This window comes from Grimontia indica, from assembly GCF_000333895.2.
In the GTDB taxonomy this organism is placed as follows: domain Bacteria; phylum Pseudomonadota; class Gammaproteobacteria; order Enterobacterales; family Vibrionaceae; genus Enterovibrio; species Enterovibrio indicus.
In genome coordinates this window covers 174,148-188,123 of sequence record NZ_ANFM02000002.1, presented here as the reverse complement: position 1 = coordinate 188,123, position 13,976 = coordinate 174,148, and the positions used below count along the sequence as shown (strand labels likewise).

The 13,976-nt window shown below is 51.3% G+C and carries 16 protein-coding genes; 7 read left to right on the top strand and 9 right to left on the bottom strand.

All coding sequences use genetic code 11. The features are described 5' to 3' along the window. The first annotated feature begins 319 nt into the window (after positions 1–319). Entirely contained in the window at positions 320–1,204 is an 885-nt protein-coding gene (locus D515_RS01550) for an aldo/keto reductase (protein ID WP_002535448.1), read from the top strand. Positions 1,205–1,238: 34 nt separating this feature from the next. Here D515_RS01550 and D515_RS01545 read toward each other — a convergent pair whose 3' ends face one another. From D515_RS01545 to D515_RS01535, 3 genes are all read right to left on the bottom strand, one after another. After that, on the bottom strand, positions 1,239–2,681 hold the full coding sequence (locus tag D515_RS01545) for a coniferyl aldehyde dehydrogenase (protein ID WP_002535446.1): 1,443 nt from the start codon (positions 2,679–2,681) through the stop codon (positions 1,239–1,241). Between the two features lie 70 nt (positions 2,682–2,751). Beyond that, positions 2,752–3,384, bottom strand: a complete 633-nt coding sequence (locus D515_RS01540; RefSeq protein ID WP_152442334.1) for a tRNA-uridine aminocarboxypropyltransferase — start codon at positions 3,382–3,384, stop codon at positions 2,752–2,754. Continuing rightward, positions 3,385–4,926, bottom strand: a complete 1,542-nt coding sequence (locus D515_RS01535) for a COG3650 family protein (protein ID WP_002535443.1) — start codon at positions 4,924–4,926, stop codon at positions 3,385–3,387. A 74-nt stretch (positions 4,927–5,000) separates the two neighbouring features. Between D515_RS01535 and D515_RS01530 the strand changes: the two genes are divergently transcribed. Continuing rightward, positions 5,001–5,468, top strand: coding sequence for an EVE domain-containing protein (locus D515_RS01530; RefSeq protein ID WP_002535441.1), 468 nt, complete (start codon positions 5,001–5,003; stop codon positions 5,466–5,468). Between the two features lie 58 nt (positions 5,469–5,526). On the opposite strand, the gene D515_RS01525 is transcribed toward D515_RS01530, so the two are convergent. The 3 genes from D515_RS01525 to D515_RS01515 all read right to left on the bottom strand — a co-directional run bounded on the left by D515_RS01525 (position 5,527) and on the right by D515_RS01515 (position 9,247). Beyond that, a complete protein-coding gene (locus D515_RS01525; protein ID WP_039849449.1) occupies positions 5,527–6,327 on the bottom strand; it encodes a Cof-type HAD-IIB family hydrolase in 801 nt (266 codons plus the stop codon). A 133-nt stretch (positions 6,328–6,460) separates the two neighbouring features. Beyond that, positions 6,461–7,471, bottom strand: a complete 1,011-nt coding sequence (locus tag D515_RS01520) for an alpha/beta fold hydrolase (protein WP_002535438.1) — start codon at positions 7,469–7,471, stop codon at positions 6,461–6,463. Positions 7,472–7,645: 174 nt separating this feature from the next. Then, on the bottom strand, positions 7,646–9,247 hold the full coding sequence (locus D515_RS01515) for an AbgT family transporter (protein ID WP_002535436.1): 1,602 nt from the start codon (positions 9,245–9,247) through the stop codon (positions 7,646–7,648). A 196-nt stretch (positions 9,248–9,443) separates the two neighbouring features. Between D515_RS01515 and D515_RS01510 the strand changes: the two genes are divergently transcribed. Next, on the top strand, positions 9,444–10,484 hold the full coding sequence (locus D515_RS01510) for an acyltransferase family protein (protein ID WP_051997464.1): 1,041 nt from the start codon (positions 9,444–9,446) through the stop codon (positions 10,482–10,484). A 10-nt stretch (positions 10,485–10,494) separates the two neighbouring features. Here the strand turns inward: D515_RS01510 and D515_RS01505 are convergent, their stop codons facing one another. Next, positions 10,495–10,830, bottom strand: a complete 336-nt coding sequence (locus D515_RS01505) for a DUF2500 domain-containing protein (protein ID WP_002535433.1) — start codon at positions 10,828–10,830, stop codon at positions 10,495–10,497. A gap of 213 nt (positions 10,831–11,043) precedes the next feature. Between D515_RS01505 and D515_RS01500 the strand changes: the two genes are divergently transcribed. The 4 genes from D515_RS01500 to D515_RS01485 all read left to right on the top strand — a co-directional run bounded on the left by D515_RS01500 (position 11,044) and on the right by D515_RS01485 (position 12,868). Continuing rightward, the gene (locus D515_RS01500; protein ID WP_002535430.1) at positions 11,044–11,406 is read left to right on the top strand and encodes a hypothetical protein; all 363 of its coding nucleotides are present in this window, start codon (positions 11,044–11,046) and stop codon (positions 11,404–11,406) included. A 197-nt stretch (positions 11,407–11,603) separates the two neighbouring features. After that, a complete protein-coding gene (locus D515_RS01495; protein ID WP_039849447.1) occupies positions 11,604–12,227 on the top strand; it encodes a lysoplasmalogenase in 624 nt (207 codons plus the stop codon). Between the two features lie 9 nt (positions 12,228–12,236). Next, a complete protein-coding gene (locus D515_RS01490; RefSeq protein WP_039849446.1) occupies positions 12,237–12,548 on the top strand; it encodes a putative signal transducing protein in 312 nt (103 codons plus the stop codon). 83 nt (positions 12,549–12,631) lie between these two features. Further along, positions 12,632–12,868 (top strand): YecH family metal-binding protein, encoded by a 237-nt coding sequence (locus tag D515_RS01485; protein ID WP_002535428.1) that lies wholly within the window; start codon positions 12,632–12,634, stop codon positions 12,866–12,868. Positions 12,869–12,917: 49 nt separating this feature from the next. Here the strand turns inward: D515_RS01485 and D515_RS01480 are convergent, their stop codons facing one another. Together D515_RS01480 and rsmD are read right to left on the bottom strand one after the other, a co-directional pair. Beyond that, on the bottom strand, positions 12,918–13,202 hold the full coding sequence (locus D515_RS01480) for a DUF1145 domain-containing protein (RefSeq protein ID WP_002535427.1): 285 nt from the start codon (positions 13,200–13,202) through the stop codon (positions 12,918–12,920). After that, positions 13,199–13,834: a 16S rRNA (guanine(966)-N(2))-methyltransferase RsmD gene (gene rsmD, locus D515_RS01475; protein ID WP_002535426.1), complete on the bottom strand. Its 636-nt coding sequence runs from the start codon at positions 13,832–13,834 to the stop codon at positions 13,199–13,201. The genes D515_RS01480 and rsmD overlap by 4 nt, the downstream gene beginning before the upstream one ends. Positions 13,835–13,976: the final 142 nt, after the last annotated feature.

Below are 13,976 nucleotides of genomic sequence, written 5' to 3'. Positions count from 1 at the left end.
TTTTCCCCAAACAGAGACGGGCTTGGTTATGGCGCTGTTGGAATAAAAAAGTTTGGTGGATGGTTGATGGAAAAGGCGATGAGAGGCCGAATAAAATTGGCGGGAAAGTGGAAGCAAGCTCATTGAATGACAGCCAGTCACTAACGAAATGTGTTTTTCAATCCTCTGTTAGCAGTGTCTCTTCGAATCACTTCACGTTGTCTGAAAAGTAGATGGAACCGAAAAGTTTGGGTTGTCTCTCGCACCTGTTGCTACTTCATTACTCTTACTTTGCTGAAAGCCTTTATCCTCGGCACTTTTAAAGGCGAAGAGGGTCACAATGATGCAGGCAGATAATGGTGATAAATCGATAATTGCTGGCTTTTGGCGCACGAGTGCTTGGGGGCTTTCCGACCAAGCCTTGAACCGTTTTATCTGCGAGCTCATTGATATTGGTGTGACCGATTTTGATCATGCTTATGTTTATCGCAGTGAAGAAAGCTTTGGTGAAGCATTGGCGCTCTCACCGACATTACGAAGCCAGATTAACATCATTACCAAGTGCGGCATTCGAGGTGTAGGCAACGGTGCTCTTGATGCGCGCAACGTCAGCCATTATGACTCTTCCAAAGAAACTATCCTGTCGTCGGTCGATCATTCGTTAAAAGCCCTTAAAACGGATTATGTCGACACCTTGCTGTTGCACCGTCCAGACTACCTGATGGATGTAGAGGAAGTGAATGACGCATTAAATACACTAAAGCAGCAGGGTAAAGTCCGCCGTTTCGGTGTGTCCAACTTTAGCGTGTCCCAATTCTCGCTATTGCAGGATGCGCTGGATGTGACGTTATGCACCAATCAGTTTGAGTTTTCTCCCTTTCAGACAGAAGCTCTGGACAATGGTCTTTTCGAACAATGCTACCAAAACCGCATCCGTCCAATGATCTGGTCTTGTTTGGGAGGTGGTAGATTGTTTGACCCACAGGATGAGGTCACTCAGCGATTATCTGAAAGCTTGAGTGAGTTGATGGAAGAGGTTGGTGTCTCCTCATTGGCTGAGCTTATCTATGCTTGGGTTCTGGCGATACCTAGCCAGCCAAGAATCATTACAGGCTCCGGAAAAATAGATAACATTCGCCCTTTGGTCGAAGCCAGTAAAGTCTCTTTAAGCAGGGAGCAGTGGTACCAGATATGGACCGCGGCAGTCGGACACGGAGTAAAATAACGGAAGGCGCCAATGGCGCCTTCGTTGTATCTATCTAACGCAAAAACAGCTTAAACATCACTTTCTGCCACCATTTGCCATACGGCGGTGCCATCAGTTTTCCGGGGTTAAGCTTGCCACGCTGGAACACGGTTTTGGCGTGACTGAAAGTGCGGAAGCCTTCAATGCCGTGATAATGCCCCATACCGGATGCACCAATGCCGCCGAAAGGCGTGTCATCCACCGCGACCTGCATGATGGTGTCATTCACAGCGATAGAGCCAGAATGCGTATGCCTAATGGTGTATTGGATGAAATTCTGATCGAGTGTCATCAGGTACAGTGCTAGCGGGCGGGGCTGATGGCGAAGTGCATTAAGCACATCATGCACATCTTGATAGGTGATGATAGGTAGCAAGGGACCGAAAATTTCCTGCTGCATGATGGCGCTGTCTTTTGGCGGATTTATCACCAGATGAAGTGCCATTTTTCGCGTTTCAGGCAAGATAGCCGGGTCAGCCAGTGGGATGGTGGTAACACCGCGCTTGTCGGTGTCTTCCATCAAACTTGTCAGGCGCGAGAACTGGCGCTCAGTGACAATGGCGGTGCGGTCATCACTCTGAATGCCTTGTGGGTAAGCTTCGTTCCATTTGACGCGCAGCGATTCGACGAACTCTTCCAGATTGTCTTCGTGCACAAACACATGATCCGGCGCCACGCAGATTTGCCCGGCATTGAGGTTCTTACCAAACAGCATGCGTTCTGCTGCGAGCATGGGGTCGATGTCCGGTCCGACAATCACCGGTGATTTGCCGCCAAGCTCTAACGTTACCGGCGTCAGGTTTTCAGATGCCGCTTTCATCACTTTCTTGCCGACTTCGGTCGAGCCGGTGAACATCAGATGATCAAACGGAAGCCGGGTGAAGGCTTCTGCCACTGAGACATCGCCTTCCACGACGCAGACTTTATCGTCATCGAACACTTCGGTTAGCATGGCTTTAACGGCCTGTGCGGTCAGAGGCGTGAACTCACTCATTTTGAGCATCACTCGGTTTCCCGCGGCAATTGCTGTCATCAGTGGAATGAGGCTTAGAGTGATGGGGAAGTTCCACGGCACGATAATGCCGACCACGCCAAGCGGCTGATAGTGCACTTCAACGTTGGCAGGTGTCAGAAGCAATCCCGCGGAGCGGCGTGATGGTTTCATCCAGCGTTTCAACTTGCGTTTGGTGTAATGCAGCATTTGGAAGCAGGGAAGGATGTCTGCCATCAGTGAATCGGTGCGGCTGCGATGCCCATAATCCTGAGACAGGGCATCGACGATGGTGTCGGCATGTTTTTTCAATGCCTTTTGCAGATGCTTCAAATCCCGAATGCGTTCGGCGTAGGCAGGGTCGGGATCTTGGGTCGTCTTGGCGACCAGTTTGGCAAATTGCGATTCCAGTTCGCTGATCTGCTGTTCAGCAGGGATACCAGTTGTCATCGAAACCACGCTCATCTGCAAATCCTTTCTTATTGATTACCTTCTTAACATTAAGGTCTGACCAGATTCTGTGCAAGTTTCTCCATCACAGCTTTTGTAACGATTGATGTTGTCTATCCGCTTCAAATACTTGCATAAATTTATCGAAGTATTGGCCCAATGCCACCGCGTTCTCGGTTTCTACCATGGCGTCCATCAACACCATGCCGACTTCGCAGGTACAAAGGGAACCTTCCGGCTGATTGCGGCGCAGGGCATAGCGGGTGCTGAGCCCTTCAGGCAGTGTCACCATAGGCACATCTTCAAGCCATGGGCTTTGGCGCAGCATCTTGCGTGCCTGCTGCCAAGTCGCATCGACAATGATGAAGTGAATCGGCTTGGCTTCCGGTTTGGACGTCGGTCGGCTGACTGCTTTTTCGAGCGCAACAGCCCCTTCACCGGGAAATACCAGGTACGGCTGGGCAGCCGGGTCGGCAAGCAGCGTGAGTAATTCCAGTGGCGGCGTTTTGCGTTGCCAGACGTGGCGTCTGCAATGCGGCAGCGCATTTTCCAGCAGCTGACCGGTATTGGTGGTGCGCCCGGTTTCTGTTTCGTGCATTAATAGCTCGATACGCACTTGGCTATCGAGCTTTGGCGCGGCTTCACACAGGCAGTTGTAGTGAAAACCGCAAGATGGGCAGGGCGTTGGCTTTTCTGCCATTCGGGATACCTTTTCCATTTATTTCAGCTCAACACCTTCTTGCTGCGGATAAATACCGTCAGCGAAAAGGTAAGGGTCGGCGCTGTCTGGCAACAGTACTTCCGGTGCCACTGAAGGGTTGCTCGGATAGCGTTTGCCATTAAATTCCAGCACGCGGGAAGAGGCTTTTGCCCCGCCTCCGCCAACCGGCATGATGAGATCGTGCCAGCCGTTGCTGGTGGATTGGCTCATCTGAAACGGCAGGTGAACCAGCGTGATGCGGCTGTTGAAGCGCCAGACATTGCTGTCATTGTTAAACACCAAAAGGGTGCAGCCGCCTGTGCCACACCAGTTGGTGAATATCATCAGCTCATCCTGCAGGTCACCGTTGAGATCCTGTGTCAGCCAGCGATAGCGGGTGCCTGCTGCGTGCTTCACACCTTCCTCGCCAAGATACGCCTTAAAAGCCGCATCAACTTTCTCGTTAAAGGTGGCTGAACCTTCCACACCACCGGAAATGACAGGCTGCTGGTTGCCGACCATCAAAGAGAGCGCGAGTCCCTCCGTTCCCAGGCTGTATTCGCGGCCATTGATGATTTCCTTTTCGGCTTTCAGGGTAAAGCCGCTGCGGGTGAAAAGGCGCTCACTGACCAGATATTGTCCCTGATGGCGAGTCATCATCACCTGAACCTTGCTATCGCTAACCTGTTGCCAGATACCGGTTTCCACAACCGCATCTTCGCCTGCCTGCTCATAGCGGGTTGTGGCCGTATGGTCGGGATTGAGCACTAAGGTGGTGGTGAGTGACTGGCCGCCGAGGTTGGTCATGCCCTGATAATCGCCGACCCAGCCGAGTGTCGGGTCGTCGGCCGAGAGCGTCGCGCAGCCCGTCAGGGTTTTGTTGCCTTTGGCGAAGGTTGAACGCCAGCCGTAAATGCTGTCGCTCATGGTGTCATTGCAAAGCTCTGGACGAAGTGTGAGTGTCGCGCCATTGGCCTGATAGATTCGGGCAGCTGGAGAAATATTTCGGCCAGTTAGGGTGAATGTCTCCGCTTCATAGCCGAGTTGTTGGTAATTGAGCGTATTGCCTTCTAGAGACACTGACCAGAACGGCTCATTGCCGGACGCCACGGTGCGGTTTCTCATTTGGTTGCAGCCATCGATTTCTGCCGACATCAGGTTCAGTTGAGTCACCTTGAACGTTGCCGGGTAATCCGCCGCAAAGCCATCCATCGCGGGTTTTACGAATTCGCCAATCACTTCGCCATACACACTTTGGTAAGGCTCCATGGTCAGCGCCTGACCTTCTTGATTGAGCAAGTCCGGCAGTTGCAGCCAGTATTGAGTGTTGCTGCCACAAGGTGTGATGGCGCGGATTTCATGCCCGAGGGTGACTTCACCGCGCAGCATAAAGCGCTGGGGTTGAATCCCTGCCACTTTAGCAATCTCCTGCTGTGGGTTTAAATCGTCAGAGTTACCGAGCTCGACCGGGCCTGATGGTGTTTGGCTGCAGGCAGAAAGCAAGGCGGCAGCGGAGAGCAGACCCAGCACGTGGGAAAGGCGGCGTTTTTGGATAATCAACGGAGATTCCTCTTCTCATTCAAAGCCCAACGGGGTACAACTTTGGGAAAACCAAAAGCTGAAACGGGGAAATTATGGCGTATTGGCTGATGAAAACCGAGCCCGATACCTTTTCTATAGACACCTTAAAACAACAAAAGGTCTCTTGCTGGGAAGGTGTACGAAATTATCAGGCACGAAACATGATGCGTGATGGGATGAAGCTTGGCGATAAAGTGTTTATTTACCATTCTTCTTGCAAAGATGTGGGTGTGGTGGGTATCGCCGAAGTGGTGAAAGAAGCTTATCCGGATCATTTCCAGTTCGACCCGGAAAGTGCCTATTTTGATCCCAAAAGCTCGCCGGATAATCCCCGTTGGATCATGGTGGATGTGGAATACCGCCAGCACCTGAAATATGTCTCTTTGGCACGCATCAAAGCGAATCCGGCACTGGAAGAATTACCGCTGGTGAAGAAGGGCAGCCGTCTCAGCATCATGCCGGTGACCGAAGCACAGTGGGATGAAATTATCGCGATGTCGGAAGGTGGGTTTAAGCGTTAAATAAGAAAACGGCAGCGAGGGGGAGCGCTGCCGTTTGGCTATCTACTTGGCAATGTGATTAGCCCAGTAGATGTGTTTCCAGATAACGGGCGACCGCTTCTTCGGCGTTGCTGCCAATCACTTCATTGTCCGGCAAGGTCGCTTTCACGCGCGGGTGTGCCGTTTCCATGATGAGACCTTTCTTCGCAGCACTCAGCATTTCCACGTCATTCATTCCATCACCAAACGCGATACACTCGTTCAGGCTGAAACCTTTGATTTCCGCTACCGCTTTCAGTGCTTCACCTTTAGAAACACCCGCGGCCATCACTTCCAGACAAAATGGGGTTGAGAAGGCCACGCTGACTTTGTCACCGAAGGTTTCGACGAACTTTTGCTCGTAACCCATCAGGTAATCGTGGTCGTGACGGATAAAGAAGATTTTCGCTACGTCATCAACCGGTGGATTTTCCACATCGAACTCTTTGAAGCTGAAGCCAGAATCTTTGTGGTATTTCGCCAGGTCTTCGTCAACGCGGTTCAGCAGCCAGTCATTTTCGCGGTAAATGTGGATGGTGATGGTTTCGTCGCCTTTCACCATTTCCACCAGTTGGGCAACCAATGCAGGGTCAACATTACGGCTGAAGATCAGCTTGTCATTTTCATCATGCACGCGGGCACCGTTAGAGGTGATCATGCAAGCTGGAATGCCAACGCTTTTGCGGATGTGTGCCACATCGATGTGGTGACGGCCAGTGGCGAACACAAAGTGCTCCCCTTTTGCATGAAGGCGCTGAAGCACTTCTCGGGTAAAAGGCGCGATGGTGTGTTCAGGAGTAAGTAGAGTGCCGTCGAGATCAGATGCAACGATTTTGTACATGGATACCTCAATAGGAGAGAAGATGTTTTTAAACACCTCTCCAGTGTATCCAGAAAAAGGGGAAATAAAAGGGATCAAAATGCCGGCCAATTTTTCCGCTTTAGGAAAAAACTGACCGGAAATTTAGATAGGCTTATGCGGTTTGTTCTAGCTCGGTTTCTTCACTGAGCGAGTCGAAAAATGTCAGAGCCAATGTCAGTGATTTATCGCGGGTCACGTCGCGCTCGAACAGGAGTTCATGGCGGGAACCGGCCAGAATTTCGAACTGAATCGGCAGGCCTGCTGCCTGACGCTCACGATGGAATTGGAACATCACGCCATTGCAGACAATCTCATCACGCGCGGCTTGCATCAGCAGGATTGGCATATCGATGTCAGTGGCGGTTTTCACGGCGCGCTCGCAGGCATCCATACTTTGCCAAATCCACTGCGCGCTCGGGCCGCCCACTTTGAGTGTCTCATCACTTTCATACAGTTCGCGGAACCACTGATAGCGCGCTTCAGATTGCGTCAGCAGGTTGTGCTTGAAAGGCTTTGCCCAATACGGCACCTGACCCGGCGCGAAACCTGCTGGGTGCTGGAGCTTAGACAGCACTTTACACAGCGGCTTGGCTGCCATTTGCAAAGGGCGTGACAAGTTAATGCCGAGCATGGGTGCGCTTAGCGCAATCGCATCAATGGCATTGGGTTTACGCGCAGCATAAAGCACAGAAATAGCACCACCCATGGAATGGGCGAGGATCATGCGCTGGCTGTGGGTCTTGGTGGTGACGACTTCATTGATAAAGGTATCGAGGTCGTCAACGTAATGGTCGAACTCCACCACATGGCCGATATCTGAACCTGTCACCAGACGCTGGCTGTGGCCCTGACCACGGTGGTCATAGCTGTAAACATCAAAGCCTTGGTTGAAGAGGTCGAAAAAAATTTCCTGATATTTCGCCACCCCTTCAATACGCCCATTGACCACCACAATCGCGCGGGTGTGCTCGGGCTTGGTAAAGGCGCACCAGTTCAAACGCAGGCCATCATGGCCGACGAATTCACCGTGCTGACGGTTCGCCCAAAACGGGGCAATCACCTTTTCCATGGTCTCGGTTAGCGCATCCTCGCGGGAAAATAAAAAAGGGTGTTCAATTGGCATGTGGAATCCGGCGTTGTTTTCTTATTAGCATATCACTTAATGGCAAACAGACCCGAGTTTATGGCGTTTTCACTCAGGTTAATAAAGGATTCTATCAGCGGGTGAAACGTCACGCATAACGTAAAAGAAAAACAGCCGGTCAAGACCGGCTGTTTAGGGAAGAGAGTTTCACTCTTACTGCTGGAAGTTGAAATAGGTCTCAGCGCCCGGACCGACTGGGAAGCCTGCCACGAATACCCACAGGTAGAAGAACACGCTCCAGCCCGCCAGGAACACCAGTGTGTATGGCAGCATGGTGGCAATCAAAGTGCCGATACCCAGGTCACGCTTATATCTTGCTGCGACTGCTAGAATCAGGCCGAAGTAACTCATCATCGGGGTGATAAGGTTGGTCACTGAGTCACCGATACGGTAAGCCGCCTGAATAGTCTCCGGCGCGTAGCCAACCAGCATCAGCATAGGGACGAAGATTGGCGCGGTAACTGCCCATTGTGCTGACGCCGAACCCAGAGTCAGGTTGATGATGCCGCACATGATGATGAAGGCGAAGAACAGCATTGGGCCTGTCAGACCGATGCTTTGAAGGAAGTCAGCACCACCGACCGCAATCACCTGACCGAAGTTAGTCCATTTGAACAGAGCAACGAATTGCGCCGCGAAGAACACCAGTACGATGTACAGACCCATGGCGCTGATGGATTTCGCCATCGCATCAATCACGTCACGGTCGTTCTTCATGGTACCGACAGTCTTACCGTAAACAAAACCAGGAATCGCAAAGAACACCAGGATGAAGGCCACGATACCTTTCAGGAACGGAGAGCCTGCCACTTCACCGGTTTCCGGGTGACGCAGGATGCCCCACTCAGGCACGATGGTCAGTGCCAGCGCGGCTGATACTGCCAGTGCAGCGATACCTGCGTTACGCATACCGCGCTTCTCAATCGCAGTCACTTTGCCCGCTTCTTTGGCCTCGAAATCTTCCGCTGCCATCGATTGGTCGTATTTGCCCAGTTTCGGCTCAACGATTTTCTCAGTCACCAAGGCACCCAGAATGGTGATGAGGAAGGTGGAGGCAAACATGAAGTACCAGTTTGCTTCAGGGCCAACCGTGTAAGTTGGGTCAATCATCTGTGCCGAGGTTTCAGTGATGCCTGACAGCAGTGGGTCAACGGTACCCAGCAACAGGTTCGCTGAATAGCCGCCGGATACGCCCGCAAATGCTGCAGCCAGACCCGCCAGTGGGTGACGACCCAGTGAGTGGAAGATCATCGCTGCCAGTGGGATCAGCACCACATAGCCAAGCTCAGAAGCGGTGTTAGAGATGATACCTGCGAATACCACGGTCAGTGTGACCATACGGCGAGAGGCGCCCATCACCATAGAACGCATGGTGGCAGACAGCAGGCCTGAGTGCTCAGCAACCGCCACACCCATCATGGCAACCAGCACGGTACCCAGTGGCGCAAAGCCGGTGAAGTTTTTCACCAGGTTGGTGACGATAAGTTGCACGCCTTCAGCGTTCAGCAGGCTGTTGACGTAAATCATGTCATCGGCAGCGCGGCCTGCGGCACCTTCCGGACGAGGGTCAGCGACGGAAAGGCCAAAATAGCCGGCGATACCCGATGCAAAGAAAATGATCACACACAGAATGGCAAACAGGGTTACCGGGTGAGGAAGAAGGTTGCCGAGGAATTCGACGGTATCGAGAAAACGGGAAAAAAACGACTTGTTCGGCTTCCCGCCAGATTGTTGTTGCGAAGCTGATGACTGCATCAGATCCTCCATGTCATACAACGGTCCATTTAACTGGAAAGCATCCTAGGTCATAGAAATGTCATTTTGCAATACTTAGTGCTATCAATAATGACTTTTGCAGGCATAAAAATTAACAATAAATTAATAAATGGTGGTTAATATTGTTTGTTTTATATTCGGATTGATGGAAATGTCACCGACGGTTAGTGTGGAAATGAAACATGCAGAGAGAACATCAAGTTTGAGCAGCCAAACCCAGAAAAAAGTCTTTTATATTGAGCTGTTGCGGGTGGTCGCCGCGGTGGCGGTGATCGCCATTCATGTGTTGGGGCCTTATCGCTACCTGATGGGCGAAATCCCGCAAAGCGACTGGGTTTCAGCGATAGCCATTAATGGTGCAAGTCGCTGGGCTGTCCCGGTTTTTATCATGATTACCGGTGCATTATTGCTTTCAGACACCCGTCCATTTTCGCCGGGATACTTTGTCCGTCGACGAGTTATGAAAGTGTTCGTGCCGTTTGTTGCATGGTCGGTTTTTTACGCGGTATTGGCCGGGATTTCGTTACAAAATGTAAATTGGACGGAAACTGTACAGCGGTTAACCTCCTTTCCAACCGAAGAAACTTACTATCACTTAGGTTTTTTCTATTACTTTATTCCGCTTTATCTCTTGGTTCCGATATTACGCCCTGTTGCCCAGCGGGATGATCCGGGGCTTTTTTATGCGTTGTTGGGGTCTTGGTTAGTCTTGAGTGCAGCGTGGCTTGCCGGTATATCGCTGGGGCTGGTGGAAGACTTGGTGCTTTATGGCGGCTATTTGCTGCTGGGTTATCTGTTGCACCAAAGCAAACTGCCGTTGAAGTGGCTGCTGTTTATCGGCATCTCGGCGCTGGTGGCAACCGAGTACACCGCCATTTCTGAAAGCGTCTCAAACTATCGATACACAAGTGCGGGATGGTTTTCCTATAAAACCCTGAACACGGTATTGATTGCTGCGATGGTATTCGGGCTTTGCCAACATTGGGCGGAGCGGGTATCTGAGCCTATGCAGCGAAAGGTCGCGGCGGTTAGCTGTCATTCGCTGGGGATTTATCTGGTGCATCCCGTCTTTCTCTGGCCTGTGAGGGAGTTGGCGTTCACGCCGGGAATGACATGGCTGACCATCCCCTTGGTGACACTGGCCGTGTTCGTGTTGTCTTACATGGCCAGTGTGGGATTGTCGAAGTCGCGTTTTACGTCATGGCTGGTGCCATAAGACGAAGGCTTTAGTGGCGCTGTAGCTTGGCAAAGTGGATAAATTCAGCGCCGCGATAGGTCAGGGTGCCACAATCACCGGGTTGTAGGGCATGGTAGTAGTGAATACCCACCTGAAATTCCCGTTTTGGTCCGCCTTCCATCGGTTCGACATAGATCCAGTACTCTTCCGGATCTTCATGCTGTTGCGGGTCGGGAATGGCGACAGATTGCTTGTCGAGAATGCGGATATCAATGGAGCGCTCTTCCGCCCCTTGGCCCAGCATGTGCTTTTGCATGGTCAGTACAAAATAAACACCAGCGATCACCGCGAGGGCGCCTACGAGCAATATCACAGAAATCGGCACGGTGTTCTCCTTTATCCGGCCATTATCGGTCGGCAATGAGTCTACTTCACAGACCCATTTCGCAAACCTGATGAGCGGAAATTTCGTGATCCACTCCACTTATCCTGCTCAGCATTGGCGCTAATGTAAACAAAGTTAAAGTGCATTCTCAGTTTTAGTGTTATGACGTAAGCTAATGATATGAGGTGGACTAAATAGAAGAAGGAGGCCTGCATGGATGAAATTGCCATTGTCGTGAGACAGAGTCGGCGTCTGGAACGGCTCCTCAAAGAACACTACCACGCAGAAGGTCGTGGATTGCATGAATTGGTGAGCAGCTGTCAGGAACGTCTGCCGCATGATGTGATTTCCAAGCTTCGCTTCATTGCCACCATCCGCAACAAAGCCGTACATGAAGATGGCTATGAAGTGGATGACATGCGCGGATTTATGAGTGCATGCAAGCAGTGCGAGAAAGAGTTACTTCCCCGCAGCAGCCGCACCATCTGGCGTATTGCCCTGTTCCTGATCTTCGCCGTGACGGCGGGAGCGGTCTGGTTTTATATTGAAAACTGGCGGCATATTGTCGGGCAGTAACGGCAGCATGATTGACTAAGGCACGGTTTTCCGTGCCTTTTTCTTTTAATCGAGACTGAAAGTTATATGTAAACACTTACCCTTGTTGCGGGTATAAAAGTGCTTTTGATGCCTTGTTCGCTTTCTGAGACGTGTGCGGTGGACAATAAATCCTGCATCTCTAGACTTGGTTGGCTCGCAATTTAAGGGAATAAATCATGTTGAGTTGGGTTGCCGTCTGCTTTTCAGGCCTACTACACATCAATGCCGCGTATAAAGGGCCTCAATGGCAGTTTTATCTGTTCAAGCCCCTGACGATCGCCTTGATGATGTTGATTGGCATGATGGGCGGTGAAGCGAACAGCTATACCTACCTGATCCTTACCGGGCTTGCCTTCTCGCTGGTCGGCGATATTTTCCTCATGTTGCCAAAAGACCGGTTTATTCCGGGCTTATTGAGTTTTCTGGTGGCGCACATTCTCTACAGCGTTGCTTTCTGGCAGCAGTTTGAAGGCCCGATGGTCTGGTGGCTGCCTTCTTTGATTGGCGCAGCGAGCGTCATCGTCTTCCTGCTTCTTCTTCCCAACCTTGGCCCTTTGCTCATTCCTGTTGGGGTATACATTGCGGTGATTGCCCAAATGGCCTGGGGCGCAGGGGAATTCTGGATGAATGCTCAAACGCAGGTCGCGGCACATGCTTTCGGTGGTGCATTGCTGTTTATGGTGTCTGACACTGTATTGGCGTTTGACCGTTTCAAAGGCCCTTTCAAAACCTCAGTGCTGCTCATCATGAGCACTTACTTTTGCGCGCAAGGGCTGATCACGCTCTCCATATTGTCGTAGGAGGTAAAGATGTCTTGGGTTCAGGTGTACAGTGCGGGCAATTCACTTGAGGCGCACAGCCTTAAAGGCATGCTGGAAAGCATGGGCATTGAGGTGGTGTTGAAAGGAGAGTCTCTTTCCAGTGCGACCGGTGAACTCCCTTCTGATGCTATTGCAGTGACGCTTTGGGTGGATGCCATGCGCGAGCAGCAAGCACGCCAAGCCCTCAATGACTACGAAGCTCAGGCCGAGAAAGTCTGGTTTTGTCACGCCTGTGGAGAGGAAAATGGCGGCAGCTTTGAGATTTGTTGGCAGTGCAGCACACCACGCAGCGAGCACTAGCTGATTAAGCTTTGCTTTATATCAAGATTCTGTAGGCGTCGCTGTGATTCTATATGCGCAATGACTAATGGAGTGGAGCCAACATGCCTGCATCAATTCATGTGCATGAGATCCTTAATCATCTCAAGCAACAGCCAATGTCCGAACAGGCGCTGACTCACTGGGTCGATGGTCAATGGGTTGCGAGTGCGCGTTTTCATACCTGCAGCCAACAAGGACTTTCTTTCAGCGAAGTGCTGGAGTTTCTACGTCGTCGCAAAAAAATCTTTGAAGACATGGGTGCGATTTCAGTCAATGAAGCGCGGGTCTGTAATCACTAAACTGCGGCGAGCTGACGTGAAAAAGGCCTCTACTGAGGCCTTTTTCATCTTATTCTTTCACGTTGTCGCCAACCATGTACTTGCGGCGAATATCGAGCAGGGCAAAGATCCCGAAAAATAGGATCGACCACTTCTCCCATTTCGTCATGTTGATCTTGTCGCCGAAGGCACCGATGAAGATCAGCATTTGCAGGCCGTGCATACAGAACAGGAAAGCGGTCATGATGTATAGCGCCATCGCTGCCACCCCCGGAAACGGATGCACGATATTGGCGAACAGAACAAACCAGACAAAGCCGATGGCCGCTTTTGCTAACAGGATGAGTGCTTTCATTTTTCCTCTCTTTGATACAGCCGGAAACTGACTTGTCCGGCATGTTTTTCCTTAATCATGTCCCAATGAGTCGGCACAACCGGTTGTCCCAGTTCTTTTTCCGCCTCAATGTAAATCAGCGCGTTGTGGCTTAACCATCCGTTCTGCTCAAGTTTGCTGATAATGTCACTCAGCAAGTCTTTACGAAACGGTGGGTCAATGAAAACCACATCAAACGGCTGCCCTTTATTGGAGAGATACGACAATGCATCAGTATTGTGCACTGTCGCGTTATCCGCTTTCAGCGTATTGAGATTCTGACTGATTTGGGTCGCTGCGCCTTTGTCCAGCTCCAGCAGTGTCACTTGCTCTGCCTGACGGGACAAGGCTTCCAGCCCCAAACCGCCACTGCCGGCGAACACATCCAGACAGCGCGCTTCATACAAATCTGCGGCCAGCCAGTTAAAGACCGTTTCCTTCACGCGATCTGTTGTGGGGCGCAGGCCTTCCACGTTTTTTACCGGCAATTTGCGACCACGCCACTTGCCGGCGATGATGCGGACAAATCCCGATCCGCCTCCTGCATTTGCTGCTGAAGCATTACCGCGACCGATGTTTCGGTTCGCAGGGTTTTTAGGGTTACGTCGTACCATAGATTTTTTGACCGCTAAGAAGGTGTTAGACTATACGCGTTCGGTAATGGCTCTGCATTTTCCCCAATCTTATTCAGTTAGCGACGTAAGGGCTTTGGCCACTTTCGCCGGGGTTGCTGCGTCGAGAATAGGTATGCATTTA

Coding starts and splice junctions, on each gene's coding strand:
- D515_RS01510 (WP_051997464.1), top strand. CDS start 9,444: ATGAAACATGCAGAGAGAACATCAAGTTTGAGCAGCCAAACCCAGAAA.
- D515_RS01480 (WP_002535427.1), bottom strand. CDS start 13,202: ATGAAAGCACTCATCCTGTTAGCAAAAGCGGCCATCGGCTTTGTCTGG.
- D515_RS01550 (WP_002535448.1), top strand. CDS start 320: ATGATGCAGGCAGATAATGGTGATAAATCGATAATTGCTGGCTTTTGG.
- D515_RS01500 (WP_002535430.1), top strand. CDS start 11,044: ATGGATGAAATTGCCATTGTCGTGAGACAGAGTCGGCGTCTGGAACGG.
- D515_RS01490 (WP_039849446.1), top strand. CDS start 12,237: ATGTCTTGGGTTCAGGTGTACAGTGCGGGCAATTCACTTGAGGCGCAC.
- D515_RS01525 (WP_039849449.1), bottom strand. CDS start 6,327: ATGTACAAAATCGTTGCATCTGATCTCGACGGCACTCTACTTACTCCT.
- D515_RS01495 (WP_039849447.1), top strand. CDS start 11,604: ATGTTGAGTTGGGTTGCCGTCTGCTTTTCAGGCCTACTACACATCAAT.
- D515_RS01545 (WP_002535446.1), bottom strand. CDS start 2,681: ATGAGCGTGGTTTCGATGACAACTGGTATCCCTGCTGAACAGCAGATC.
- D515_RS01520 (WP_002535438.1), bottom strand. CDS start 7,471: ATGCCAATTGAACACCCTTTTTTATTTTCCCGCGAGGATGCGCTAACC.
- D515_RS01485 (WP_002535428.1), top strand. CDS start 12,632: ATGCCTGCATCAATTCATGTGCATGAGATCCTTAATCATCTCAAGCAA.
- D515_RS01515 (WP_002535436.1), bottom strand. CDS start 9,247: ATGCAGTCATCAGCTTCGCAACAACAATCTGGCGGGAAGCCGAACAAG.
- rsmD (WP_002535426.1), bottom strand. CDS start 13,834: ATGGTACGACGTAACCCTAAAAACCCTGCGAACCGAAACATCGGTCGC.
- D515_RS01530 (WP_002535441.1), top strand. CDS start 5,001: ATGGCGTATTGGCTGATGAAAACCGAGCCCGATACCTTTTCTATAGAC.
- D515_RS01540 (WP_152442334.1), bottom strand. CDS start 3,384: ATGGAAAAGGTATCCCGAATGGCAGAAAAGCCAACGCCCTGCCCATCT.